General features: G+C 65.3%; 23 protein-coding genes. 14 read left to right on the forward strand and 9 right to left on the reverse strand.

All coding sequences use genetic code 11. The features are described 5' to 3' along the window. The first annotated feature begins 4 nt into the window (after positions 1–4). The 6 genes from MP11Mi_RS09780 (at position 5) to pstB (ending at position 5,561) form a co-directional block, all read left to right on the forward strand. Entirely contained in the window at positions 5–706 is a 702-nt protein-coding gene (locus MP11Mi_RS09780) for a winged helix-turn-helix transcriptional regulator (RefSeq protein ID WP_420038747.1), read from the forward strand. Positions 707–761: 55 nt separating this feature from the next. Then, positions 762–1,649, forward strand: a complete 888-nt coding sequence (gene mshD / locus MP11Mi_RS09785; RefSeq protein ID WP_420038748.1) for a mycothiol synthase — start codon at positions 762–764, stop codon at positions 1,647–1,649. 156 nt (positions 1,650–1,805) lie between these two features. Then, on the forward strand, positions 1,806–2,870 hold the full coding sequence (gene pstS / locus MP11Mi_RS09790; protein ID WP_420038749.1) for a phosphate ABC transporter substrate-binding protein PstS: 1,065 nt from the start codon (positions 1,806–1,808) through the stop codon (positions 2,868–2,870). Between the two features lie 29 nt (positions 2,871–2,899). Continuing rightward, positions 2,900–3,922 carry a phosphate ABC transporter permease subunit PstC gene (pstC, locus tag MP11Mi_RS09795; RefSeq protein WP_420038750.1) on the forward strand — a complete coding sequence of 341 codons (1,023 nt, stop codon included), beginning with the start codon at positions 2,900–2,902 and terminating at the stop codon, positions 3,920–3,922. A gap of 2 nt (positions 3,923–3,924) precedes the next feature. Continuing rightward, positions 3,925–4,782, forward strand: a complete 858-nt coding sequence (gene pstA, locus MP11Mi_RS09800; protein WP_420038751.1) for a phosphate ABC transporter permease PstA — start codon at positions 3,925–3,927, stop codon at positions 4,780–4,782. A 2-nt stretch (positions 4,783–4,784) separates the two neighbouring features. After that, positions 4,785–5,561 (forward strand): phosphate ABC transporter ATP-binding protein PstB, encoded by a 777-nt coding sequence (pstB, locus tag MP11Mi_RS09805; protein WP_420038752.1) that lies wholly within the window; start codon positions 4,785–4,787, stop codon positions 5,559–5,561. Between the two features lie 47 nt (positions 5,562–5,608). On the opposite strand, the gene MP11Mi_RS09810 is transcribed toward pstB, so the two are convergent. The 7 genes from MP11Mi_RS09810 to MP11Mi_RS09840 form a co-directional block, all read right to left on the reverse strand. Continuing rightward, the gene (locus MP11Mi_RS09810; RefSeq protein WP_420038753.1) at positions 5,609–7,033 is read right to left on the reverse strand and encodes an aldehyde dehydrogenase family protein; all 1,425 of its coding nucleotides are present in this window, start codon (positions 7,031–7,033) and stop codon (positions 5,609–5,611) included. Positions 7,034–7,247: 214 nt separating this feature from the next. Further along, positions 7,248–7,910 carry a phosphate signaling complex protein PhoU gene (gene phoU, locus MP11Mi_RS09815; protein ID WP_420038754.1) on the reverse strand — a complete coding sequence of 221 codons (663 nt, stop codon included), beginning with the start codon at positions 7,908–7,910 and terminating at the stop codon, positions 7,248–7,250. A 75-nt stretch (positions 7,911–7,985) separates the two neighbouring features. After that, the gene (locus MP11Mi_RS09820; protein ID WP_420038755.1) at positions 7,986–10,298 is read right to left on the reverse strand and encodes an LCP family protein; all 2,313 of its coding nucleotides are present in this window, start codon (positions 10,296–10,298) and stop codon (positions 7,986–7,988) included. Between the two features lie 84 nt (positions 10,299–10,382). Then, the gene (gene dusB / locus MP11Mi_RS09825; RefSeq protein WP_420712874.1) at positions 10,383–11,468 is read right to left on the reverse strand and encodes a tRNA dihydrouridine synthase DusB; all 1,086 of its coding nucleotides are present in this window, start codon (positions 11,466–11,468) and stop codon (positions 10,383–10,385) included. Between the two features lie 107 nt (positions 11,469–11,575). Further along, on the reverse strand, positions 11,576–12,568 hold the full coding sequence (locus MP11Mi_RS09830; RefSeq protein WP_420038756.1) for an acyl-ACP desaturase: 993 nt from the start codon (positions 12,566–12,568) through the stop codon (positions 11,576–11,578). Positions 12,569–12,724: 156 nt separating this feature from the next. Further along, the gene (locus tag MP11Mi_RS09835; RefSeq protein WP_420038757.1) at positions 12,725–13,015 is read right to left on the reverse strand and encodes a hypothetical protein; all 291 of its coding nucleotides are present in this window, start codon (positions 13,013–13,015) and stop codon (positions 12,725–12,727) included. A gap of 119 nt (positions 13,016–13,134) precedes the next feature. Continuing rightward, entirely contained in the window at positions 13,135–13,650 is a 516-nt protein-coding gene (locus tag MP11Mi_RS09840) for a nuclear transport factor 2 family protein (protein ID WP_420038758.1), read from the reverse strand. 143 nt (positions 13,651–13,793) lie between these two features. Here MP11Mi_RS09840 and MP11Mi_RS09845 point away from each other — a divergent pair, with 143 nt between their 5' ends. After that, positions 13,794–15,584 carry a serine/threonine-protein kinase gene (locus MP11Mi_RS09845; RefSeq protein ID WP_420038759.1) on the forward strand — a complete coding sequence of 597 codons (1,791 nt, stop codon included), beginning with the start codon at positions 13,794–13,796 and terminating at the stop codon, positions 15,582–15,584. Next, positions 15,584–16,405 carry a fibronectin type III domain-containing protein gene (locus MP11Mi_RS09850; RefSeq protein ID WP_420038760.1) on the forward strand — a complete coding sequence of 274 codons (822 nt, stop codon included), beginning with the start codon at positions 15,584–15,586 and terminating at the stop codon, positions 16,403–16,405. The genes MP11Mi_RS09845 and MP11Mi_RS09850 overlap by 1 nt, the downstream gene beginning before the upstream one ends. 37 nt (positions 16,406–16,442) lie before the next feature. Here the strand turns inward: MP11Mi_RS09850 and MP11Mi_RS09855 are convergent, their stop codons facing one another. Next, positions 16,443–17,357, reverse strand: a complete 915-nt coding sequence (locus tag MP11Mi_RS09855) for an alpha/beta hydrolase (protein WP_420038761.1) — start codon at positions 17,355–17,357, stop codon at positions 16,443–16,445. A gap of 424 nt (positions 17,358–17,781) precedes the next feature. Between MP11Mi_RS09855 and MP11Mi_RS09860 the strand changes: the two genes are divergently transcribed. The 4 genes from MP11Mi_RS09860 (at position 17,782) to MP11Mi_RS09875 (ending at position 22,630) form a co-directional block, all read left to right on the forward strand. Next, positions 17,782–19,359, forward strand: coding sequence for a hypothetical protein (locus tag MP11Mi_RS09860; protein WP_420038762.1), 1,578 nt, complete (start codon positions 17,782–17,784; stop codon positions 19,357–19,359). A 132-nt stretch (positions 19,360–19,491) separates the two neighbouring features. Continuing rightward, positions 19,492–20,439, forward strand: a complete 948-nt coding sequence (locus tag MP11Mi_RS09865) for an acyl-ACP desaturase (RefSeq protein ID WP_420038763.1) — start codon at positions 19,492–19,494, stop codon at positions 20,437–20,439. A 279-nt stretch (positions 20,440–20,718) separates the two neighbouring features. Continuing rightward, the gene (locus MP11Mi_RS09870; protein WP_420038764.1) at positions 20,719–22,146 is read left to right on the forward strand and encodes a WS/DGAT/MGAT family O-acyltransferase; all 1,428 of its coding nucleotides are present in this window, start codon (positions 20,719–20,721) and stop codon (positions 22,144–22,146) included. A 1-nt stretch (position 22,147) separates the two neighbouring features. Next, the gene (locus tag MP11Mi_RS09875) at positions 22,148–22,630 is read left to right on the forward strand and encodes a DUF1877 family protein (RefSeq protein WP_420038765.1); all 483 of its coding nucleotides are present in this window, start codon (positions 22,148–22,150) and stop codon (positions 22,628–22,630) included. Here MP11Mi_RS09875 and MP11Mi_RS09880 read toward each other — a convergent pair. Further along, complete coding sequence (locus MP11Mi_RS09880; RefSeq protein WP_420038766.1) at positions 22,624–24,654, reverse strand: NAD(+) synthase; 2,031 nt, start codon at positions 24,652–24,654, stop codon at positions 22,624–22,626. The two genes, MP11Mi_RS09875 and MP11Mi_RS09880, sit on opposite strands and share 7 nt — an antisense overlap. Positions 24,655–24,719: 65 nt before the next feature. Between MP11Mi_RS09880 and MP11Mi_RS09885 the strand changes: the two genes are divergently transcribed. Next, positions 24,720–25,262 (forward strand): copper resistance CopC family protein, encoded by a 543-nt coding sequence (locus MP11Mi_RS09885; protein ID WP_420038767.1) that lies wholly within the window; start codon positions 24,720–24,722, stop codon positions 25,260–25,262. A gap of 7 nt (positions 25,263–25,269) precedes the next feature. Beyond that, entirely contained in the window at positions 25,270–26,172 is a 903-nt protein-coding gene (locus tag MP11Mi_RS09890) for a CopD family protein (protein ID WP_420038768.1), read from the forward strand. The last annotated feature ends 5 nt before the right edge of the window (positions 26,173–26,177 follow it).

A 26,177-nucleotide genomic window follows, 5' to 3' on the forward strand; every position in this document is an offset into this window, starting at 1 on the left:
GTGAGTGGACCTGTTGCTGTTGACGTCGGAGTCGTCGCCGGACTCTGTACTGGAATCCTTAACGCTGTTGCCGCACGATGTGACCTTGGCTCCGGTCGACACATCGTCGCTGGTGAATGCGTCCGAATCAGATCTGGTGCTGGTGGATGCCCGCGCCGATCTAGCGAATGCGCGCAGTCTGTGTCGGCTGCTCGAATCGACCGGCTCCCGTGTGGTCGCCGTTGTCGGTGAGGGCTCGTTGGTCGCCGTGAACCAGGACTGGGGGATAGACGACTTTCTCCTGCCTGGGACCGGGCCCGCCGAACTGGACGCTCGTCTCCGATTAACGTTGGCGCGCGGCACCGCACCGGAACCCGAACTGTCGGACAAGGTCACGTTGGGTGAACTCGTCATCGACGAGAGCACGTACACGGCCCGGCTGCGCGGCAAACCGATCGATCTGACGTACAAGGAGTTCGAACTCCTCAAATATCTCGCGCAGAACGCGGGTCGGGTGTTCACCCGCGCGCAACTGTTGCATGAGGTGTGGGGCTACGACTTCTTCGGCGGCACGCGAACCGTCGACGTCCATGTGCGGCGTCTGCGCGCCAAACTGGGCTCCGATCACGAATCGTTGATCGGGACTGTGCGCAACGTCGGCTACAAGGCGGTGAAACCGTCGGTTGGCCGTGCCGCCGACGAGTCGGGGGCCGGCGAACCCGACTAGCGCTCGTCTGCCGGTCGCGTGGGGCCGAGGGCCGGACCCACTACCCTCGGAGGTTATGAGCAACTCGTTCCCGATCAGGATCGTGCGCGGTGCGTTGACCGCGGCAGACGTCGACCGTGCGTTGGCTGCGCTCGATGCGGCGGAAGCCGTGGACGGTGTCGACGCGTTGAGCGAACAGCATCGTCTCGCGGTGCGGAACGGCGGGGCGCTGCACGTCGTCACCGAGCACGGGTACGGCAATGTCCTTGAGCCCCGCGACGGGGAGGCTCCGATGGCCGAAGCCGTCGTCCACCCCGACCATCGGGGCAGGGGCGAGGGGCGCGTGCTAGTCGGCGCGGTGCTTGACGCGGCAGCCGAACTCGGGGAACGCCCACAGGTGTGGGCGCACGGGGATCTGTCTGCGGCGCAGCACGTCGCCGACGCGCTCGGTTTGGACCGCCACCGAGAGCTGCTGCAACTGCGTCGCCCGCTGGCCGAACCGCTGCCGGAGTTGCCGCACCGCGACGATGTCGTGGTCAGGACGTATCGGCCCGGTGACGACGACGAGATTCTGCGCGTCAACAACGCGGCCTTCGACTGGCATCCCGAACAGGGCGGGTGGACGCCGCACGACGTCGATGAGCGGACCGGGTCGTCGTGGTTCGATCCGGAGGGCGTCTTCCTCGCGTTCGACGCCGCTGACCAGGACGCCCTCCTCGGCTTCCACTGGACGAAGGTCGACAAACCGGGCCTCGGTGAGGTGTACGTTGTCGGCGTCGACCCAGCGGCGCAGGGACGAGGTCTGGGCAATCTCTTGACGCTCGCGGGCCTGCACTACCTGGCCGGTCGGGGCCTGGCCGATGTGGAACTGTACGTCGAGGGCGACAACACAGCGGCGCTGCATACCTACGACCGGCTCGGGTTCACGCGGTACCGTGCCGACATCACATACCGAAGGGCGTGAGCCGGCAGCAGGTGATTCTTCCGCGCGACACCTGCTGTTCGTCTAACGGACCCGATTGTTTCTCGTCCGGCCACCGACGCGTCGACTCCGCCTAACCAGGTGTGGATAGGTTCGCTTCGAATCCCCCCGAAGTAGACCGAAAGGCCATGGACTCCCATGAGCGTCAACCCCAAGCTTGTTCGCAGTGCCGGTGCCGCAGCTGCCACCGCAGTGGCAGCCACCCTCGTCCTGTCCGCGTGCAGTTCCTCCGACGAAGGCTCCATCACCGGTGAGGGCTCCACGGCCCAGCAGAAGGCGATGGAGCTGTTCTCCGACGTCCTCACCGACGACGGCAGCGTCAACCTCGACTACACCGGCTCCGGCTCTGGCGACGGCATCAAGAAGTTCATCGCGGGCGACGTCGACTTCGCGGGCTCCGACTCGCCGCTGAAGGACGACGAGGTCGCCAAGGCCAAGCAGCGGTGTGGCGGCAACGACGCATGGCATCTGCCGCTCGTCGCGGGCCCGGTCGCGCTCGCCTACAACCTCGACGGCGTCGACAAGCTCACCCTGAACGCACCGACCCTCGCGAAGATCTTCGACTCGAAGATCACCGAATGGAACGATCCGGCGATCGCCGCGCTCAACCCGGGCGTCGACCTGCCGTCGACCAAGATCATTCCGGTCCACCGCAGCGACAGCTCTGGAACCACCGACAACTTCACCAAGTACCTCAACGCCGCAGCCCCGCAGGATTGGCCGTACGAGCACAGCAAGGAGTGGACGGGTCACGGCGGTTCGGCCGCGGCCAAGTCGACCGGTGTCGGCGACACTGTGAAGAAGACGTCGGGCGCGATCGCCTACGTCGAGTGGGGCTTCGCCACCGAAAACGATCTCGGCGTCTCGCAGATCGATTTCGGCGCCGGAGCGACCCCGCTGACCGCCCAGACGGCAGGCAAGGCGCTCGATACGGCTAAGTTCGTCACGCCGGGCAGTAAGGATCTCGTCGTCGACACCGACGCTCTGTACAAGATGAAGGAGCCGGGCGCCTACCCGCTGGTCCTGACCACCTACGAGATCGTCTGCTCCACCGGCTACGACGACGCGAAGGTGTCCGACAGTCTCAAGTCGGCCTTTTCCACGATCCTCGACAAGGGCCAAGACGGACTCGCCGACGCGGGCTACGTGCCGCTGCCTGACGCATTCAAGCAGACTCTGCGCGGCACGATCGACGCGCTGTGACGAGTCCGCACACGACTGTCGAGAATTCCGTGAAAAGGGGAACATCGACGGCGCCCGAGGCGGGGCGAGCTGCAGTTGAGCAGCCCGCCCCGCCTTCGGGCGGTCGAGATTCGTCGCGTCTGGCGGACTCGGCTGTGTCGCGGACCGGCGACCGCGTGATGCGTAGTCTGTCGACCGGGTCGGGCCTGCTCGTCTCTGTCGTGATCGGTCTGATCGCGATCTTCCTGCTGATCCAGGCCGTGCCCGCGCTCGCGGAGAATACCGCGAACTTCTTCACCTACCAGGGCCCGTGGGCGACGTCGGGCGATCTCGCGTTCGGCATCCCGCGCCAGTTCTATGCGACGGTCCTCGTCTCGGTGATCGCTTTGATCATCGCGATGCCGGTCGCCCTGGGCATCGCCCTGTTCGTCACCGAGTACGCGCCGAAACGCATCGCGACACCGATCGCCTACATCGTCGACTTGCTGGCCGCCATCCCGTCGATCGTCTACGGATTGTGGGGCATTCTGGTGCTCGGTCCGGCGATGGTCGGTGTCAACACCTGGCTTGTCGGCAACCTCGGGTTCCTGCCGTTCTTCGGTGAACCACAGAACGCGGCCAACATGTCGACCGGCGGCACCGTCTTGACGGCGGGCATCGTGCTGGCCGTGATGATCCTGCCGGTGATCACCGCGGTGACCCGCGAAGTGTTCGCGCAGACCCCGCACGGGCACCGGGAGGCGGCGCTCGCACTCGGTGCCAGTCAGTGGGAGGTCGTCCGGTACGCGGTTCTGCCGTTCGGCTTCTCCGGCTACATCTCCGGTTCGATGCTCGGCCTCGGTCGCGCACTCGGTGAGACGATGGCGTTGATGCTCATCATCTCGACGGCCGGTCCGATCAACTTCAATCTGATGGAGAGCGGCGAGACGTTCGCGACGATCATCGCCAACAACGCCGCCGAGTTCGACGACCCGCTGAAGACGGGCGCCTACATCTCGGCGGGCCTCGTACTGTTCGCCCTCACCTTCATCGTGAACGCGGCCGCTCGCGCGGTGATCGCCAGGAAGGCGTGAGCATGGAACTCTCGACGATGTCGACCCGGCGGAAGCTGACCGACAGTACCGTGCGGGTCGGCGTGACACTGGCCGTCGTGCTGGCGGTCCTACCGCTCGGCTGGCTCGTGTGGACGCTCGTCTCTCGCGGGATCGGCCCGGTCCTCGACCCCGACTGGTGGTTTCAGTCCGAACGATTCGGCGGTGCCGCCAACGCGATCGTCGGCACCCTGATCCAGACCGCGATCGCCGCGCTCGTCGCCGTTCCGCTCGGCGTGCTCGTCGCGATCTACCTCGTCGAATACGGGTCTCGGAAGAGTGTGCTGACGAGGGTTACCACGTTCATGGTCGACGTGCTGTCGGGTGTCCCGTCGATCGTCGCAGCCCTGTTCGTCTATGCCGTCTGGCGTACGACTCTCGGCCTGCCGCGATCGGGTCTTGTGGTGGCGCTTGCGCTCGTCCTCTTGATGGTGCCGCTCGTGGTGCGGGCCACCGAGGAGATGCTGAAGATCGTCTCGCAGGATTTGCGTGAAGCGGCGTACGCGCTCGGTGTACCGAAGTGGAAGACGATTCTGCGTGTCGTGCTGCCGACTGCGATGTCGGGGATCATCACCGGCGTCATGCTCGCTGTCGCCCGCGTGATGGGCGAGTCCGCGCCGGTTCTCATTCTGGTGGGTGCCACGCGCGCGATGAACGTCAACCCGTTCGACGGAAACCAACAGTCACTGCCGCTGATGATGCTGCAGGAATACAACAAGGGCCCAGGCGGCTACGAGACGGTGTGGGGTGCGGCGTTGACGCTGGTGATCGCGGTCGCGATCGTTTACCTCATCGCCCGCTTGATCTCGCGGTTCACCGGCCCCATGAGACAAGGACGTTGACCATGGCGAAAAGCCTGACCATCGAAGACCTGAACGTCTATTACGGCGACTTTCACGCCGTCCAGGATGTCTCGGTGAAGATCCGCCCAAAGTCGGTGACCGCGTTCATCGGACCGTCGGGTTGCGGCAAGTCGACGGTACTGCGGACGTTGAACCGCATGCACGAGGTGACGCCCGGCGCGTACACGACGGGATCGGTGAAACTCGACGACCTCGACCTGTACGGCAAGGACGTCGACCCGGTCGGTGTCCGCACCACGGTCGGCATGGTGTTCCAGCGCGCGAACCCGTTCCCGACCATGTCGATCCGCGACAACGTCGTCGCCGGGTTGAAGCTCAGCGGCGTCCGCGACAAGGCGAAGCTCGACGAGGTCGCTGAGGCGAGCCTGCGCGGAGCGAACCTTTGGAACGAAGTGAAGGATCGTCTCGACAAGCCGGGTGGCGGACTGTCCGGTGGACAGCAGCAGCGTCTGTGCATCGCCCGTGCGATCGCCGTCTCGCCGCAAGTGCTGTTGATGGACGAGCCGTGTTCGGCGCTCGACCCGATCTCGACGCTCGCGATCGAAGACCTGATCGCCGAGTTGAAGAGCGAGTACACGATCGTGATCGTCACCCACAACATGCAGCAGGCCGCCCGTGTCAGCGACCAGACGGCGTTTTTCAACCTGAAGGCGACCGGTAAACCCGGCCAGCTCGTCGAAGTCGGCGACACGTCCAAGCTGTTCTCCAACCCGGACCTGAAAGAGACCGAAGACTACATCTCCGGCCGCTTCGGCTAGGCCCGCTCAACCGGCCCCCATCTACCGGTTGAGCGGAGTCGAGAGCCTTAAGCGAATCCCAGCAGCGACTTCACTTCGAGGAATTCGTCGAAAGCGTAGTCGCTCCATTCGCGCCCGTTCCCGCTGCGCTTGTATCCGCCGAACGGGGCGGACGGGTCGGGCGCAGCCGAGTTGAGCGAGATGGAGCCGGCGCGCAGCTTGGAGCCGATGCGCCGGACTTCGTCGACGTCCTCGCCGGAGACGTAGCCTGCGAGACCGTACTCGGTGTCGTTCCCGATGGCGATCGCCTCGTCGATGTCGTCATAGCCGATGACCACGAGGACCGGGCCGAAGACCTCGGTACGGGCGATCTCCATGTCGTTGGTGACGCCAGCGAAGACCGTCGGCTGCACGTAGTAGCCGGTGTCGAGTCCGTCGGGGCGGCCGGGGCCGCCGACGACGGGGGTCGCGCCGTCGGCGACGGCGCGTTCGATGAGGGCCTGGATCTTGTCGAACTGGACTTTCGACACGACCGGACCCAACTGGACGGGAGTGTTGGGGTCGCCGACGGTGATCGCGGCTGCCGCCTGTTCAATGGCGGCCGTCACGTCGTCGAGGCGAGCCGCGGGGACGATCATGCGGCTCGGCGCGTTGCACGACTGTCCCGAGTTCAACATCATCGTCGAGACGCCTGCGGCGACGTTGGCGGCGAGTGACGCGTCGTCGAGCAAGATATTGGGGCTCTTGCCGCCGAGTTCCTGGGCGACACGCTTCACCGTGGGCGCCGCGTTCTTGGCGACCTCAATGCCTGCACGCGTCGAACCGGTGAACGAGATCAGGTCGATGTCCGGGTGTGATGCGAGGGCGGTGCCGACGCCTGGTCCGTCGCCGTTCACCAGGTTGAACACGCCCGCGGGGACACCTGCCGCGTCGAAGACCTCGGCGACGATCGCGGACGAGAACGGTGCGACCTCGCTCGGCTTGAGGATCATGGTGCAGCCCGTCGCGAGTGCCGGGGCTACCTTGCACATCACCTGGTTAAGCGGCCAATTCCACGGCGTGATGAACCCGCATACGCCGATCGGTTCTTTGACGATGCGCGAGGTTCCGCGGTCTTCCGCGAACGAGAAGGTCTTGAGTGCTTCTGCCGCGGTCGCCAGGTGGGCGAGGCCCAGTGGTACGTGGGCCGCGGCGGCGAGTCCGGCAGGCGCGCCCATCTCTTCGGTGACTGCGGCGGCGAGGTCGTCGGCACGCTTCTGGTATTCGCCGATGACCGCGCCGATGACGGCGACCCGCTCGTCGACGCTGGTCTGCGACCACGAGTCGAATGCGCGCCGAGCCGCCGCGACGGCAGCGTCGACGTCGGCCGATCCGCCGATCGCGACGGTTCCGGCAGCTTTCTCGGTCGCCGGGTTGATCACTTCCAGGGAGCCGACGCCGCTTGCGGGCGCGACCCACTGGCCGTCGATGTAGAACTGATTGAGGTCACGCATGTAGTCCGCCGTTCTATGAGGGGTGCGGGTCTCTTCGATTACAGACGCTCGTCAGGCGGATTGGGGCCGAACGGGCAACACCCACGGTTCTGAAAACAAACGTTATCAAACGCATCGAAGGCCTGGAACCCGTCGAACGTGGTCACCTTCGCGATTCGTGCCGGACGTGACGACGGCGCGTGGAATCGAGATCAGTGCGCGGCGGCGGAGAGAACTACGATGCTTCGAGCAGTTGTTCCGGAGTCTTGCCGGTGGCCTGGAAGACGACCCGTCGAGCGATCAACACCGCATGATCGGCATACCGCTCGTAATAGCGGCCGAGGAGGGTCACGTCGACGGCCGCCGAGACGCCGTGCTCCCATTCGCGGTCCATCATGACGGTGAACAGGTGGCGATGGAGGTCGTCCATCGCGTCGTCATCGTCGATAAGCGCGAGCGCGTCGTGGTAGTCCTGGCTTTCGACGATACGGCGCGCGTTTCCGGCTAGCTCGACGGCGAGCCGACCCATCTCCTCGAAGTAACCTGCGACTTCGTCGGGGAGCACGTTCGCGGGGTGGCGGCGTCGCGCGACTTTGGCGACGTGAAGCGCGAGAGCGCCCATCCGGTCGATCTCCGAGACGAGCTGGAATCCGGACACGATGGAACGGAGGTCGCCTGCGACGGGCGCCTGCAATGCCATCAGCTGGAAGGCGAGGTCTTCGGCTTCGACGGACTTCTCGGCGACGGTGTCGTGGTCGGAGATCACTTGCTCGGCGAGCTCCAGATTGGCTTCCAGGAGTGCTTGGGTGGCCAACTCCATCTGACGGCCGACCTCGTCGACCATTTGACCGAGAACAGTGTTCAGGGCAGCCATCTGCTCCTGGTACGCGTCACGCATAGACCGAGTGTACTGATCGTCGGGGTAACGAATGTGCAGGCCGGAGTGAATCTGACGTGAACTCTGGGCGGCTTGTCAGCTGCACGTCGTGTCGCCGGCGTTCGTGACAGACAGGTCGTTCGGCAGGTCGCCGTGCGACGTGTTCTCCGGGAGTTGGCCGACGGTGAGGGTCGATCCGGCGTCCGGGAGTGTCCCCATGGACTCGACGCCGTTGAAGTCGCCGCCGATGATCACCTGGATGCCGGTCTTCACGGTCTTGTCGAGTTGAATCTTCGCGCCGGGGAACAGAGCCGCGATGGTGGCGGCGGAATCCCGTTCGCCGGGGCCGTAGCGGACGACGGTCGAGTCGACGTTGACGGAGGCGTCGCCGAGACCCGATACTTCGACGCCTTGGCGGATGAGTTCGTTCATCACAGTGTCGGCGAGTCCGGACTGTTCGGTGCCGTTGAGGACGCGCACCATCATGTTGGCCGCGTGCTGGGCGGTCATCTCTTTGACTTCGGGCGCCTTGCTCGTAGTGGTCGCGGGCGCGTCCTTCTTCTCCTGCTTGTTCTTTTCACCGGGCAGCGGCTCGTCGTCGATGATGGCGTTGAAGATGGCGTCGATGTCGTCGGTGCGCGGGATCTCGTTGTTCTGGCCGTCGGTGGAGGTGCCCGACGTCGGGATCGTCAGGAACGTCACGGCGCCCGCGTCCATTCCCTGCATCGATTCGGCGAGGTCGATGAGATCGTTGGTGTCGACCTTGTCGACGTAGCTGTAGTCGGTGAACGTCGAGACGATGCTGTTGAGTTTGCCCGGGTTGGTGATGACGTCACTAGACAGGGTGGACCGCAGGAGCGAGGACAGGAAGAGTTGCTGCCGTTTGATGCGGCCGTAGTCGCCGTTGCCCTCGGCCGTGATGTGTCGTGCGCGCACATAGTTGAGCGCCTGCTTGGGCGTCAGTTTGATCTTGCGGCCCGTCGTCTTCACGATGTAGCCGATCTGGTCGTCGAACAGCGGCACCTTAGAGCACACGTCGACGCCGCCGATGGCGCGGACGACGTGTTCGAATCCGGCGAAGTCCATGGCAATGAAGTGGTTGATGTTGAGGCCACTCATCTGGGTGATGGTCTTGACCAGGCACGACGGTCCGCCGTCGCCGAACACGCTGTTGATCTTCACGTCGTTCGCCGCGGCAAGCGGTTCGCCGTACTCCTTGGTGGCGAAATCCCACTGGTCGCATTCGGGGCGGTCGACCGCGAGGTCGCGCGGCCACGACACGGCGACGACGCGGCTGCGGTCGGCGGGCACGTTGACGAGGAGGATGGTGTCGGCGCGGGCGCCTTCGACAGTGCCGGCTTCGCCCGCCCCGACGTCGGCGTTCTTGCCGTTGCGGGTGTCGGTGCCGACGATCAGGTACGTCTCGTCGCCGTACTGGCCCTCTTTATTGCGGATGTTCTGGTCATCGGGGTCGAGAGCGTTGACGACGTTCCAGGCGCCGTTGAGCGTCCGGTTCAGGTTCCAGACGTATCCGGTGCCGACGAGGGCGAGGATGCAGGCGAGCGCGACGAGGACGCGGCCGGTGTTGGTCGCGGTCTTGCGTGCGCGCGCCTTGCCGGTGACGGTCGGCTTCGCCGGCCGGACTCGCGCGATAGCGGCGGTCAGGTCGGGTGTCGGTTCGAGCGGTCGGCGACGAGGTCGCTCGTCCTCGGTGGCGGCTGCCGTTTCGGGTGTGTCCGTCTCGGGTGCGACCGCGGGGATCCGTTCGGTCTCGGGCGCATCCGGTTCAGGGGTGGTCGGTTCGTCCGCACGAGAGGTGGGCGACTGGCCGCGCGACTCGCTGGTCGCTCGGGCGGCGGTCGCCTCGTCCGACAGGTCGACCGGTTCCCACTCGTACCCGGCGACGGGCGGAATCGACTGAGTCTGTTCAGGTTTGGCGGGGCCCGGGGTCTGTGGTCCTGGGGCGTGAGGGCGTGCCTGCTGCTCGGGCCGTGGCACGGGGCGAGAACCGCGCTGCGGTGCGCTCTGCTGCGGTGTGCTTTGTTGTGGTGTGCTCTGTTGTGGGGGGCCGGGACGGCGAGACGGGGGAGGCGTCGGACGACTAGCGCGTCCGGGACGGCGAGGCGGTGCGGGCCGCTGGGGTTCGGCCGGACGCCGCGAAGCCTGAGCCGCACTGTCGTCGACGCCCATCTGCTCCATGAGTTGCCGGACGGTGAGGCGGCCGCGTGGACGGACGTATTCATCGCGGTCGGATGGCTCACGGAGACCTTCGGCGCGTGGCAGTGACCCGGTGTCGCCGAAGCGGTCACGGAAGTCGAAGGAGTCAGACGATCGTCCAGCGCGACGGGACCGCCGGGGCGGCGTCGGCTGGACGTCCGGCTGGTCATCGCCGGGGTGGTCTGAACTCACAGAGGAACCTCACTGGTCAGGGGCTTCGAACATGATAGAGGCCCGACCTGAAAGTTCGATAATGACGAGCCCGCGACGGCTCGTTCAGCCGCCCGAATGCATGATTTCGGCACCTTCGGGCACTATGTCTTCTTCGGGGTCGTCGAGCCATCCCTCGGGGAGTGCGACGGAGGCCGGCGATCCCTGACGGCCGCGCGGACCGTGTGCGTCTTCCGGGAATGGTGTGTCAGCGGGCAGCCCGGCGATGAGTTGTCGCAGGTCGTCGAGTGTCTTCACGAGCGATAGTTGTGACCGGAGATCCGATCCTGCCGGGAATCCCCGCAGATACCAGGCGATGTGTTTACGGATCTCACGCATGCCTTTGTCTTCGCCGTGGTGTGCGGCGAGGAGCGATCCGTGGCGCAGCATGATCTCGCCCACTTCGCCGAGATTCGGTGGCTCGGGGGCGTCGACTCCACGCAGGCGCGCGGACAGTTCGGCGAACAACCAGGGGCGTCCGAGGCATCCTCGGCCGATGACGACACCGTCGCATCCGGTCTGCTCCATCATGGCGACCGCGTCGTCGGCTTCGAAGATGTCGCCGTTGCCCAGGACGGGGACTGCCGTCACATGTTCCTTCAGACGCGCGATCTCGTCCCAGACGGCGGTACCGGAGTATCGCTGGGACGCGGTGCGCGCGTGGAGGGCGACGGCCTGCGCGCCTTCGTCCGCCGCGATCCGTCCGGCGTCGAGGTGGGTGTGGTGGTTGTCGTCGATGCCGATGCGGAATTTGACGGTCACCGGGATGTCGGTGCCTTCGGTGGCCTTCACCGCGGCGGCGACGATGTTGCGGAACAGTCGGCGCTTGTAGGGGATGGCCGAGCCGCCGCCGCGTTTCGTCACTTTGGGGACGGGGCAGCCGAAGTTCATGTCGATGTGGTCGGCGAGGTTCTCGTCGACGATCATCTTGGCGGCCTTGTACGTGTATTCGGGATCGACTGTGTAGAGCTGCATCGACCGCGGCGTCTCGCTCGGGTCAAACGTCGTCATGTGCATGGTGACGGGGTGGCGTTCCACGAGGGCGCGCGCCGTCACCATCTCGCAGACGTAGAGGCCGGACACGGTGCCGGTGCGCTGCGCTTCGAGTTCACGGCACAGGACCCGGAATGCGATGTTGGTGACGCCTGCCATCGGCGCGAGGACGACGGGGCTGGCGAGTTCGATCGGCCCGATACGCAACGGATCCCGACCAGTCAGGAAGTCTGGTCGGGAGTCGGTCGCGTTAAGTGTTGCGGTGTTCAGGACGCCTTCTTCTCGCGCTTCGCGGCCTCTCGGGCCAGGGCGCGATCGCGCATCTCTTCGAAGCGTGTCGCATCTTTGTCGAGCTGGCCGAGGAACGCTGCGAGTTCGTCGCGGGTCTTCTCGCCCGCGGCGGAGAAGTCGTTGCGCTCGAAGATGTTCCACTTGCGCAGAACGGGCTGAATCACTTCGTCGAGGTGCTGGCGCAGATCGTAGATGCCGTGCTTGGCCATGAGGACGCCGTGACGTCGGAAGTTCGGCATGCCTGCGCCGGGCATCTGGAAGTTGGTGACGATGTCAGTGACGGCGCGCAGCGTCTGGTCGGGCGAGATGTCCATGCCCGCACCACAGATGTTGCGATAGAAGATCATGTGCAGGTTCTCGTCCGCCGCGATGCGCTGCAGCATCCGGTCGGCGATCGGGTCGTTGCACGCCTTGCCGGTGTTGCGATGGCTCACGCGGGTAGCGAGCTCCTGGAAGGTCACGTAGGCGACCGAGTGCAGGAGGCCGATCTCTTCGCCGTTGGCCAGCATCTCGTCGGCGCGGTCGGCTGCGGCGAGGATCGGGTCGTATCCGTTGGTCATGTGGATCATGCGCGCTTCTTCGAGCGCGTTGGGGTCGACGCCGCGGGTGACCACGAGGTAGTCGCGCATGGCGATCCCGTGGCGGTTCTCTTCGGCGGTCCAGCGGCCGACCCAGTGGCCCCACGCGGAGTCCATCGAGAAGTTGTCGGCGATCACGCGGTGGTACGAGGGCAGGTTGTCCTCGGTGAGCAAATTGGTGATCATCGCGGCTTTGGCGACCTCGTCGAGCTTCGACTGCTCGGGGTCGTAGTCGACGCCGCCGAGCGCTGCGAAGTTCTGGCCGTCGTCCCACGGCACGTAGTCGTGCGGGTTCCAGTCACGGGCGGTCTTGAGGTGTCGGTTGACGTTGTCCTCGGCGACCGTTTCCAGCTCCCGGAGGAGTTCTATCTGAGTCAATTCGCGTGCCATCGGTGAAAATCCTCCGGTCGGTTCTGCATGCGGCATGTTCGGGCGTGTGTCGGCCCGCTTCCGGTCGACGTGCACATATCACGTCCAGGCTACGTCAGTGGGGCAGTGGCCCCAAGTCTGTGGCCTATGTGTTTGTCGCGGGCCGCCGCCTCGTTGTTACTCAACCGTAGGTTTCCGGAGGTCGAGCGAAGTTTGTCGCTGCTCCTCGGTCAGCGCCCTCAGCGGCGCGGGCGTCCAGAGCGGCCAGGGTGGGGGTGACACTGTGACTCCTCGGGTGAATTCCGCGATGATCCGCATGGTCTTGGTCGAGTTGTCGTAGATGTGAGCCGACTCGACTTTCTCGATCGCGGCGGACTCGAACAGTTCGGCCGAGAAGCGGGTCGCGCGGTCGGGGTCCTTCTTCGGCTTGCGCCGCGCGCCGGATCGGCCGGTCGGTGCTGTCGTCATGGTGGCCGCCGTTGCAGGTTGCAACAGCAAGTTGACGGCGTGCTGACCTGGCCTGTCACCCGCGATAGCGGAATGGTGGAATTCTCAGTTCGTGGACGCGGTCGTCCACAGGTGGACCGCTACTTCCGACGACCGAACATGGCTCCGGTCGTCTCCAACCACTGGCGGGCGGCGTCGTCTAGGGTGCCGAGTTCGGCGGCGCGGTCGCACCATTTGCGCGCCATGAGGCCGAACTTCATCGGGTTGTAGACGTCCTCCTCGCAACTCCACAGGCCGTCGCCCGCGTAGGTGAGGATCGTGATGTTGGTGGCGGCGAACTGCGAGCCGTCGCCGGGGTCGCGCATGGGGTTGTCGACTTCGCAGATCACCCGTCCGGTCGCCGGGTCGGTGACGTGCCACAGCGACGGGTATCCGGTCATGTGGCTGCCCGGGAACTCGTTCATCGTCTTGTTGATCCAGACGCGGATCTCCTCGCGCCCGTGCATGGTGCCGTATGCGTGCTCGATGTAGTCGGCGCCTTCGGTGAACTGGTCGGCCCACGCGTCCCAGTCGCGGTGCTCAGCGACTTCGGCGACGGTCTTCTGGAAGTGGGCGAATGCGGCGTCGAGTTCTTGTGCGGTGAACGATTCAGTCATGTTCGTTGATCGTAAGGGAGTCAGTGCAACGGTGAGGCGAGTTGGGAATGCCGGTCGCGGACATGCTCATTGGCCCTCAAGGTCATTCATCCGACCTGCGTCGATTCGGGGAGTTGACCACTACTGCCGGTAACATGCGGCGCATGTTCGAAGTCGGAGACGAGGTCGCGGGGTACCGCGTCGAAGCCGTGCTCGGGGCGGGCGGTATGGGCGAGGTCTATCGCGTCCGGCACCCGCGGCTCCCGCGCAGTGACGCGCTGAAGGTGTTGAGGTCGGCGCACACGGGTGACCCGGTGGTGCGCGCTCGGTTCGAGCGGGAAGCGGACCTGGTGGCGCCGCTCGTGCACCCCAACCTGGTGCGGGTCTATGACCGCGGCGTCTTGAACGACGTCCTGTGGATCGCCATGGAGTTGGTCCCGGGCACAGATGCGTCGAAGATCGTGAAACAGTCGCCGGGCGGCTTGGATGCTCGGCTGGTCGCGAACATCGTCGACGGTGTGGCGGCAGCGCTCGACGTCGCGCATCGGCACGGCATTTTGCACCGCGACGTTAAGCCGGCGAACATCCTGATCACTCCCGGTCAGGATCCGATCTTGCCGGACGCCGTCAAGGTGACGGACTTCGGTATCGCGCAGGCACTCGGCGACGCTGGAGCCGAACTCACCAGCACCGGGACAACGGTCGGCACAATGCGGTACTGCTCGCCCGAGCAGATCGACGGTCGGGGCGTCGATGGCCGCGCCGACCTCTATTCTCTTGCCGCCACGGCGTTCGAATTGTTGACGGGCAGTTCGCCGTACGATTCGACGAGTATCCACGGGCTGATGACGGCGCACATGTTCGCCGAACCGCCTCGTGCGAGCGAACGCAATCGGAGCCTGTCGCCTGCCGTGGACGCAGTCTTCGCCGTCGGGCTCGCCAAAGATCCGGCGCAGCGTCAGCCGTCGTGCCTCGTATTCGCGCAAGCCTTGCGTGTCGCGCTGTTCGAGGGGCGCGGGCCGGTCGTTCCGCCGTCGTTCGTGAACACACCGGGTGCGCCGGTCCGCAACATAGTGCCCGGCGGTTACGCACCGGAAGTCACCCACGCCGGCACAGTGCCGACCCCGAATGCGCCGTTTCAGACCGCTACACCGCCGCCCTGGTATCGCCGAACTCCTGTCGTCGCGTCGGTTGTGATCGCGGTGGCGGCCGCCGTCGGAATTGGTGGTGGTTTCGCGTGGGCGTCGGGCAGCGGACTGCCGACCCCATCCGGTGTCGAGGTCAAAGCGACACCGAAGGGCGTCGAGATGTCGTGGGACGACGTCGCGGGCGCCAGTGAGTACCTCATCAAAGAGGACGACAAGGTGATCCGGGCGGTGAGCGATACGTCGTTCACCTATACGAGTCCGTTCCCCGGCGAGCACACGTACTCGGTCGCCGCGCGCAGCACCACCAAGCAGGGTTCCGACTTCTCGTCGTCCGACCCGGTCGAGGTGTATCTGACCTGGGGAGTGCTCGGCGATGTCGCCGCGATGTATCCGGATCTGCTGCCCGCGACTCCGGTCAGCACAGGCGGATTCGACGGTATGAAGTGTCGTGCGGAAGGGCCGAAGACTTCCGACTACAAACCAGGGTCGTTGATCACCTGCGCGAAGACCGACGATGCCGAGCAGACTGAGTTCGTGGTTCGAATCGGCGTCTACGCGGACGCGGATATGGCAAGCTCCGCCGCATACAGTGAGACGCCGATCGACAACGAAGACGAATACAACGTCAAGTCTCCGCAGAACGCGAAGGGCAGTATTCAGACGGGGGAGAAGAACGGGGAGTCGCGGTCGGTCTTCATCTTCAGTGGCGACGACGAACCGCGGAGTAGAACGTTCCTTGAGGTCGCGTACCCAGGACCGAAGAAAATCAAACAGGCCCGCGAGCTCCTGGGAAGGCTGCCATTCTGATGACAGTGCGTCATTCGGGTGCCATACCCGCCCATCACGAGTCGGGAGCACGTCGCCGCACGTGGTGGATCGTCGCGGCGTCAGCGGTCGTGATTCTGCTCGCCTGCTTGTTCGGAGTCCGGTTCGCTATAGGGGGCGTCGGCGCAGTCGACTCCCCGTCAGGTTTGACTACGTCGGTGGACGGGGAAGGTGTGAAGGCCGCCTGGACCGGCGTCTCAGGCGCTGACGGTTATCAACTGGTTCGCGACGACTCGGTCGTCGTCTACGACGGCGACGCGACGACCTACGTAGACAGTCAGGCATCGACCGGGAAACACCGGTACACGGTGCGCGCGGTGTCGGAGGACGTCGTGTCAGCGGCGAGCACAGCGAGCGAGGCGACCGTCGATTCCAGTTGGGGAACCTATACGCCATTCGTGGCGCAATTCCCCGAATTGTTGCCGCAGTCACCCGACCTGTCCGGGTGGAAGGGTGTCGAGTGCTACTGGATGCTCAGTGGCTTCAAAGACGAGATGGGTACCGCCGTCGACGGTAGCGGCAACTCGCTGTCCCGCGCACGCATAGCGTGTGACGGTGAAATCGCACTCTCGGTGGCCTGGCTTGACTCGAAGGTGGCTACCGATGCGGTATTCGCGAACGCATCTAAGCGCCCGGGGATCGAGGCTGTGAAGTGGCGATTCGGCACCGGCTACTACGACGGGTCCGAGCATGTCATGCATCTACGCCCGGACAATCATGAAAACGTGTGGATCGGGATCGGTGCGAACGACGCGACCAAGGATCGGCTGCTGGAGTTCGCGAACGACATGCCGCTGGAGTGAGCGGGGTATACCAGAAATCGACTGCAATCCGCTTGCGCTACCGTATCGCCAACTCCGGGAACCCCGCGACGATAGCCGCAATGTTGTAGCCGGCTGTCGACAGCACGTCCTTTCCGTCCTTTCCTTTCACCAACCTGGGATAGCCTGCGTGCCCACTCGCCGCTTGGTGATGGATGCCCCTGGGGTCGTCGCCTTCTTTAGTGGACAATTCTTCTATGCCTTGTATCGCGTACGGATTAGTCCCCCAGAGATGCAATTTCGTGTGGGCAGCGAAATAGTTGACGGTGGGATCGTCGCTCGTGCGCATGATGTATGCCGAATTCGTCGGAAGGCCTAACTGGTCGACGCGGTTTATCACCAACCCGGGCGATCCATAGAATACGGCGCTGGTTACCACCTGCGACGAGCCGTCCGTCTTCGTTGATTTCAGTGTCTGCAACGCTAACGATGCGGCCAGCGATCCGTAGGAATGACCGAGTAGTGACAACAGGCCTGTCGGATTGTTCTGACGGATACGACTGAGGAATTCGGCGAGGTTCGGTGCCGCTTCACGAGCGCGCCGCGTAGTCGCCATGTTCCAGGCATCGATGATGCGACGTGTCTCCACCGCATCGAGCGGCGGGTCGTAGCCGAGCCACGCAATCGTTGCCGTACTGGCCGGGCGGCCCTCCGACGTCAGGATCTCCTTGACGGCCTTGTGAAGTTGGACCGCTTCAAACACCATGCCGGGCAGCGACCGCGAGTCGGTGTCGACTCCGGGAATCGTCACCGAGACGGTGTCCGCCGTGTCAGGGTCGCCGACCGAGATGGCCGCGTGCATCTGCCGGTGACCATCCGGCTCGTACAGCATCAGGAACTTTGGTCGAGTTGGCCCGTCGAGCGCCTTACCGATCGGATGTAGCTCTTCGAGCTGGTCCTCGGCCGACTGCAGTCGCGAGGCCAGTTCGCGCATGCGACGGCGCGTCTTCGCTTCGCGGTCGCCGCGTTGCGTCCCCCGTGTCAGTTCGTCGAACTCGGACCGGCACTGGTCTCGAATGGTTTCGTTGCGGGAGATGTCCTCAGCGAGTCGGCGTCGGTTGCCGCGATCAGCGATCTGCGTCGGAGTGTCGACCGGCGCGGTGTCCGGAGTCGCTCCATCGATGTGACCCCCACTGGTCATCGCTTGAATCCTCCCGAGGTAAGCACAAGCCGGTATGCGTTCGAGGCTACCGCCGAGACGCCGCGGTTCATCGCAAGGGAGTGAGCTCATAGTCGCCACGGATCGCTGTATCCGTCGGTCCGCCACCCGAATGAGCGGAATGCGCGATCCGTCGGCAGCACATGCAAGGATTTGTCGAAGTTGACCGCATTCCTGATCAGGTGGGGAGAACCGATCCGTGCGTAAGAACCTTCTGGCCGCGGGCGGAGCCGCGGCAGCGGTGATCGTCGTGCTGGCCGTGACGCTGTCTGGAGTGCTGACGCCGTCGACGGACGGAGCCGCGGTCCCCGACGAAGAGATGCAGGCGTTGAAAGGCCTCGTGCAAGCGTCGACATCGCTCGCCGACGCCCCCGCAGTCACATACGACGGGACGATCACGTCGACATTGCAGAGCGGCAGCCTCACGCTCACCGTCAGCGACCTGACCGTCACCGCGGCAGGCGACGTGCACGGCACCGTGAGGCAGGAGGGGAGCGGCTCGGCCGAATGGTTGCAGATCGCGGGCAAGACTCTCGCGAAAGGCGACAAGGGGTTCTGGCAGAAGAGGCCAGCCAAGAATCAACCCGCAGGCGTATTCATCGCAGACTCGTCGAACGACAAATGGGTGTCCGTCGAGGAAGCGACCCTCGGTATCGACCTTCGTGACGCCCTGCGCCCGGCCCGCCTGGGCGGAATCCTCCGCCAACAGGACACCAGCCTCGGCGGAACTGAAGTGAAAGGCACCGCAGCCGCACGCGGCGACCAGACACCCGATCGCCGGGTCACCGACGGCGTCGACCCCACCGGCGTCGCCGAAGTAGAAGTCGAGGACGCCGACGGCGGCGTCGAAGGAGCCCGGCGCTACCAGTCCACCTCAATGACCGTCGGCGTCAACGACGACGGCGTCGCCACCGCGCTACGCGGTCCACTAGGTAAAGGGTATGGCGGGGACACCGTGAAGGTGGAAGCCGACCTCAAAGTAGCGCCCCTCGACGACGCAGGCATGCGCGAGTTCTATTCGAGCGCCAGAACATCTGTCGCAGGCGCCAAGATCGGGTCTCGCGAGATCGTCGTGCCAGATCCGGGCGGCGGACTCGACTGCGGCGGAATCCGATGCGTCATCACCTACGACCTCAGTAACACCACGCCGGGCCTCGAACGCGGAGCCGTCGCGATCGCACTGCATACCTCGCTCAAATCGAACGGCCGCGACATCGGATCGTGCGATGGAAACGGCACCATGCCAGTGAACGGCCGCAGCCGTGTGACCTGCTCAGTGCCATTCACACAGAACGCCGACGTCAACGCGGCGTCCCGGATGACCCTCACCGTAGACGGCGAACTCGACCCGATCGCGCTCGACGCCGCCGTCGCCGCAGGCATCAATGTCGGTGACTCGTCGAAGGGGTGGACGATGACCGCACCCAAGGCCACCGAGGAAGCGCGACGCTTCAACCGGCAGATCGCCCTCGTGCCCTCCGGCTACGTGTACAAAGTTGGCGACTTCGCCTTCGACGGGCGTGAGAAAGACGGCACCTTGCTCCTCACCCACGGGCCGGGCTACGACGCGCACGTCGCGCCGAGCGGTGGACTCGACCCCGCATGGGCGGGCACCGAACAGCTGCTGTCGCAGGCGCGCGACGCACGAAATGCCGTAGGTGACAGGCCGATCCGTATGGTGTTCGCCGAGGCCCGAGCCGCCGACGCGGTACGCGGACTACTCATCGCCAACAAGATCGCGAACGTCGAAGTGGTCGCCCTCCCGCTCTACGCCTGATCGGCAACGTCTCCGCATCCATGCGGTGGATACACCGAAAGACAATCGCCGCACGTGAGAGTTGCAACAGCCATGCAATCCGCCTAGTGTGCGGTGAGTCACAGGCCTACTACTTTCAGGAGGCAACAGCCCGTGCCCGACCTCACTCAAGTCCAGCTTCTCACCGAACTCGAGCCGGCCGCAGAAGCCGAACTGAACCGACACCTCTCACTCTCACGTGAATGGCATCCGCACGACTACGTGCCCTGGGATGAAGGGCGGAACTTCGCGGCGATGGGCGGCGACGACTGGGATCCCGAACAATCCCAGCTCAGCCCCGTCGCGAAAGCGGCGATGACCCTCAACCTCTTGACCGAGGACAATCTGCCGTCGTACCACCGCGAGATCACCGAATACTTCTCGCCCGACGGCGCGTGGGGAACCTGGGTGGGGCGTTGGACAGCCGAAGAGAACCGGCACGCCATCGTGATGCGCGACTACCTCGTCGTCACTCGCGGCGTCGACCCCGTGACCCTCGAGAACGACCGCATGGCAAACATGACCAAAGGCGCCCACTCCGACGACCTGCACGGCCTGCTGCGCGGCGTCGCCTACGTCGCCGTCCAAGAACTCGGCACCCGCGTCAGCCACAAGAACACCGGCAAAGCCTGCAACGACCCCGTCGCCGACCGGATGCTGCAACGCATCGCGGCCGACGAAAACCTGCACATGGTGTTTTACCGCAATATCTGCGGTGCAGCCCTCGACCTGGCACCCGACCAGGCGATGGAAGCGATCGCCGGCGTCGTCACCAACTTTGATATGCCCGGCATCGGCATGCCGAACTTCCGCAAGATGAGCCTGATGATGGCCAAGCACGGGATCTACGACATCCGTCAGCACCTCGACGACGTCGTCTGGCCGGTCCTGCGTAAATGGAACATCTTCGAACGCGACGACTTCACCGGTCGCGGCGAGCAAGCCCGCGAAGAACTCGCCGCATGGCTGGACAAGACCGAACTCGACGCGAAGCGATTCGAAGAACAACGTGACCGTTTCCTGGCGCGCGAAGCCGCCAAGAAGGAGAAGGCCAGCGTCTGACCCGGGGGTGTCGGACGGGCGTGCCGGGACCTCGGTCTCGCACGGCTCGTCGCAAGCGCTCCTCACCTGCTCGGCAGCGGGTGAGGAGCGCTTCTCCGTGAGTCGAGCGAGTTCGCGACCTCTGTCCGCGGCGGTGCGTCGCAGGTCTACTGTAAAGCGTGTGTCAGGGGTCTCGACTCCGCTCGACCAGCGGGGAAGGTCTCGACTCCGTTCGGGCGGCGGAGGACTCCCTCGGGCAGCGCGAACAGGTTGATGACGTGTGAGAACAGAGGTTGCGGCATGGAGAGACTGAGTGGACTGGATGCGTCGTTCCTGTACCTGGAGACACCGTCGCAGGTGATGAACGTCGCGGCAATTCTGCAACTCGATCCGACGACCGTCCCCGGCGGATATACGTTCGCCGCAATGCGCGCAGAGATGGCACGACGCGTCACCGCACTCCCGTCGCTGCGACGCCGACTCGCCGACTCGCTCACCAACGTCGACCACCCGGTGTGGATCGAAGACGACGACTTCCGCATCGAACGCCACGTCCACCGGATCGCGGTGCCGTCACCCGGCCGAATCGAAGAACTCTCGCAGGCGTGCAGCCACCTGATCGGCCAAGTCCTCGACCGCAAGAAACCGTTGTGGGACATGTGGGTCCTCGAAGGCATGGCCGACGGAAAGATCGCGATCATGCTGCGCATGCACCACGCGTGCGTCGACGGGGCCACCGTCGCCGACCTCCTCGGTGAACTCGCCACAGCGACGCCCGAACCGCCCGCACTGGATCCCGAGAAAGTCGCGATGAGCGCTGGTTCGGCGTCGCGGCGCGACCTCGCGGTCGGCGGCGCGATCAACGTCTTCCTGCAGCGCCCCGTCGCCGCCCTCAAACTCATCCCGAAGACGGTGCCCGTCCCGTTCGAATGGTTCCGCCGCGTCCGCAGCGGACAGGGCATGCCCGCGCCCTTCCTCGCGCCGCAGACTAGATTCAACGGGCCGCTCACATCGCACCGGTCCATCGCGCTCACTCAACTCCCGCTCGACGACGTCAAACGCGTCAAAGAGCACTTCGGTGTCAAAGTGAACGACGTCGTCCTCGCCATGGCCGGGGGAGCCCTCCGCGAATACCTCGAGTCGCACGACGAACTGCCCCGCGAACCCCTCGTCGGCCTCGTGCCCGTATCGGTGCGCGGCGCCGAAGAGAAAGACCTCGTCGTGTCCGGCACCAACAAGGTGACCGGCATGTTCACGCGACTGCCGTCGAACGTCGCCGACCCAGTCGAACGTGTCCGGGTGGCGCGCGAATACTCGACCCTGTCGAAGGCGCACCTGCAAGAGATCGATGACAACATGCTCCGATCGTTCGCCGAATTCGCGCCCGGAAACTCGTTGGGCGCACTCATGCGCCTGTACGGTGATCGCCGTGTCGCCGCACTCCACCCGCCGATCTTCAACGCCATCGTCTCCAACGTCGCCGGACCGGCTTCGGACATGTATCTCCTCGGCGGCCGCGTCGAATCGGTGTATCCGCTCGCACCGATCTTCCACGGACTCGGACTCAACATGACGGTGTTCTCGGCGGCCGGCGAACTTAACGTCGGACTGCTGACCTGTAGCGACCTCGCTAACGACATTTCGGCGTTGGCTCGCGCGTTCCACGACCAACTCACCCAACTGGTCGACGCCGCCGACCGCGGTGAGACGCTCGGCACGGACGCCTGACGTGGGACTCCTCGCCGTCTACGCGGGCGTGCCTGCCGGGGTCGCCGACCGGTTGGCCGACGTCGACCCCGACGACGCCGTCGAATACGTCGAAAGCGTCCTCGAAACCGGGGCACCGTCAGTCGATATCGACAAGGCGTGGGACGGGCTGCACTACCTGCTCACCGGGCAGACCGCGACCGACCCGATCGAAGACGATGCGCGCAGTGAAGCCGTCGTCGGCGTGTACGCGTTCGAGAGTGACGACTTCGTGGGCGTCACACCGCACGCCGAACTGTCGCGCATCATCGGCACGCTCGACACCGTCGACGTCGACGCCCTCCTGCACGCTGTCGACTTCGCGGCGTTCACCGCCGCCGAGGTGTACCCCGACACGTGGGCCGACGAACCCGCAGACTGGCTGCGCGAAGCGTTCGCCGACGTGCTGAACATCCACCGCCTGTGTCTGGCGGACGGACTGGACCTACTGGTGTCGATCTATTGACCGGGCCCGTGGAGTTCGCGGAGCCACGCAGTCGGCGGCGCGTCCGACGGGGAACGCCAGTCGCCGCGTGGGGAAAGTGAACCGCCCGAACCGATCTTCGGGCCATTGGGCATGGCGGTCCGCTTGAACTGGTTCGCCATGAACCGCTTCAAGAAGACCTCGAGCCACTTGGTGATGGTCTCGTCGTCGTACTCGTTACGTTGCGTGTCAGACATCATGTCCGACCACGCACCGCGTGACTTGTCGCCCCACGCCTGACGGGCCAGGAAGGCGACCTTCGACGGTCGGTAGCCGAAGCGGGTCAGATAGTAGAGGAAGAAATCGTGCAGCTCGTACGGCCCGACCGAGTCCTCAGTGCTTTGAACATTCCCTTCGGCGTCCGCCGGCACGAGTTCGGGGGAGATGACGTCGTCGACGATTTCGCGTAGTGCTCCGATCGTCGCCTCCGGATAGCCGCCGGTCGCGATCTTCCATCGGATCAAATGCTGGATCAACGTCTTCGGGACCGAACCGTTCACGTTGTAGTGCGACATCTGATCGCCGACCCCGTAAGTGCACCAGCCGAGTGCGAGCTCCGACAGGTCGCCAGTGCCCAAAACGATGCCGCCCAGATAGTTCGCGAGCCGGAACAGGTGCGAGGTCCGCTCGCCTGCCTGCACGTTCTCGAACGTCACGTCATAGACGGGCTCGCCGTCGGCGAACGGATGCCCGAGATCGGAGAGCATCTGAATGCACGACGGTCGGATATCCAGCTCGTTCCCGGTGACACCGAGCGACTCCATCAGAACGTGGCTGCGGGCGAGAGTCGCGTCGCCCGTTGCGAACCCGGGCATCGTGTACGCGTGGATATTGGCGCGCGGAAACCCGAGCAGGTCGAACGCCTGGACGGCGACGAGCAAGGCGAGCGTGGAATCGAGGCCGCCCGAGACGCCGATGATGATCTTTCGGATACCCGTGGCGTTCAACCGCCCGACGAGACCCTGCACCTGAATGTCGAGGACTTCACGGCACCGCTCGTCGCGATCGACGTTCCCGGTCGGGACGAACGGGAACCGCGCGACCGGTCGACGCAGATCGTCGGCGCCGTCGCCGGCAGGGGCGAGTTCGAACGGGATACGGCGGATCTCGCGGGCCTGATCGGCGAAGTCGCCGACCTGGTCGCGCATGCTGATCATGCGGGAACGCTCCTGCCTGATCCGGTCCAGATCAATGTCGGCGACGACGAGCTGCGCCTCCATCGAAAATGTCTCCGACCTGGCGAGGATCGTGCCGTTCTCGGTGATCAACGCGTCCCCGTCCCACGCGAGGTCGGTGGTCGATTCGCCGAACCCCGACGCTACGTACAGGTGCGCGGCGACGTTGCGCGCCGAATGGCTCGCCGCGAGAGCCCGCCGGTACTCCTCCTTGCCGACCGTCACCGGGCTGCCCGACAGATTGATGAGCAAGGTGGCGCCCGCGAGAGCAGCCCACGTACTCGGGGGGATCGGAACCCACCCGTCCTCGCACACTTCGGCGTGAAAACGCAGGCCGGGCAGGTCTACGGCGTCGAAGACGAGATCGGCGCCGAACGGGGCCTCATGATCGCCCAGCGTGATCGTGTCGACGACGGCGTCCCGGGCGGCCGCGAAGTACCGCTGCTCGTAGAACTCGCGATAGTTCGGCAGATACGACTTCGGTGCGACGCCGAGCACCTGGCCGTCGTGGATCACCACCGCGCAGTTGTAGAGGGCGTCGTCGATGCGTAACGGCGCACCGACCAGAACCACCGGCGAATAGCGACGTGTCGCCTCGACGACGTGCATCAGCGCGTCCATGACGTCGTCGAGCAGTGCGTCCTGCTGGACGAGATCGTCGACGCTGTAGCCGCACAACCCCAGTTCGGGGAACGTGACGAGCGCCGCGCCCTCGTCGTGAGCTCGAGCGAGCAGCTCGACGGTGCGCGCCGCGTTCTTCACCGGATCGGCGAGAGCGACGGGCGGGACGGCGGCCGCGATGCGGGCGAAACCATGTGAGTAGACCGACACACCTACAGGTTAGTGGTCATGCAACGATGGACTCGTCTCCAGTCAGTCGATCCGTGGGAGTTGTGATGTTCCGGTTGTTCAAACGCTCGGTAGTCATCGCCGTCGTCATCGCCATCGTCGCGCTGCTCGGCGGGGCTATCGCAGGCCCGGCATCGGCGCACTCGTCGCGGACCGGAGCGTCCCCGGAGGACGGGGCGTCGCTCTCGACGGCACCCGACCGCGTGACGCTGACCTTCAACGAAGACTTACAGGAGGCGTACGCGACCCTCAAAGTGGTCGGCCCGGACAACCATTTCTGGCAAAAGGGCGAACCAACCATCGACGGACGCGACATCTCGACCGCGATTGACGGGCTCGGCCCCGTCGGCGAGTACAAGGTCAACTATCGCGTGACATCCGCAGACGGACACCCCGTGCAAGGACAGACGACATTCACTCTCACCCAGGCCGGTAACGGCGTGGCCGGTGCCGCCGTGCCCGCCGACTACGTGGCTCCGTCGGAGAGCGAAGGCGGCGTAAAGGCCTGGTACATCATCGTTCCGGTCGTCGTGGTGGTCCTGCTGATCGGTGCGGGCATCGCGTTCGTGCTGGTACGCCGCCGCAGCTGATCCCCGGATGAGCCGACGCCGCGTCGCCGTCGCCGCAGCCGCGACGCTCGCTGTACTCATCGGCGTGGCCATCACCTGGGTACTCGCCCGGCCCGACGGACCCGAGCCGTCCGCGTGGGCCGACGGGCTCGCCCTCGCCGCCGTTAGCCTGTTGTTCGGCCTCGGGATGCTCGACCTCGTTGACGCCGAGCCCGCACCGGTCGCGGTCGCCGTCGTCGCCGCTGTGTGGGGCGCGACGTCGCTCGTCGCGGCCTGGTTGCAAGTGGCGCAACGCGTCGGCGTCGGCGCATTCGACGTGGGCCTCCGCGACTTCACCACCGGCGTCGAGGCCGGACTCCCCATCGTCGTGTGCGTACTCGGATCCTTTGCCGTTCTCGCGTGGTCGTGGTGGACGGCGCGGGGCGGCACGCCGGTCAACGCGTACGTGGTCGCGGCGATCGCCGCCGTCGGCATCCTCGTCACCTCCATCACCGGGCACGCCGGACAGTCGTCGTGGGTGCCCGTCGTCGTCGGCGCGCACGCGCTCGCCGCAGCATGGTGGGTCGGCACCCTCGGTGCCCTCGTCGTCACCGCCCGTGGCCGCGGCGGATGGGCGCGGTCGCTGCCCGCATTCTCCGAACGTGCCTTCGGAGTGGTCGCGGTCCTGACCGCGACCGGAATCGTCGCCGCAGTCGCACGCATCGGTGTCGGCACCCAATGGTGGGACACCGGCTACGGTCGGGTCCTCGTCGCCAAACTCGTGCTGCTCATTGTGGCCGCAGCTCTCGCCCGATGGCATCGCACCACGTGGCTCGCCAAAGCCCGACGACACGGCGTCGACGAATCGACCTCCATCCGGAACGCGGGAGTCGAAGTAGTCCTGCTGACCCTGGTGCTCGGCTTGGCCGCGGGGCTGGCGACGACCGGGTGAGGACC

The organism is Gordonia abscondita, from assembly GCF_032711245.1.
Taxonomy (GTDB): domain Bacteria; phylum Actinomycetota; class Actinomycetes; order Mycobacteriales; family Mycobacteriaceae; genus Gordonia.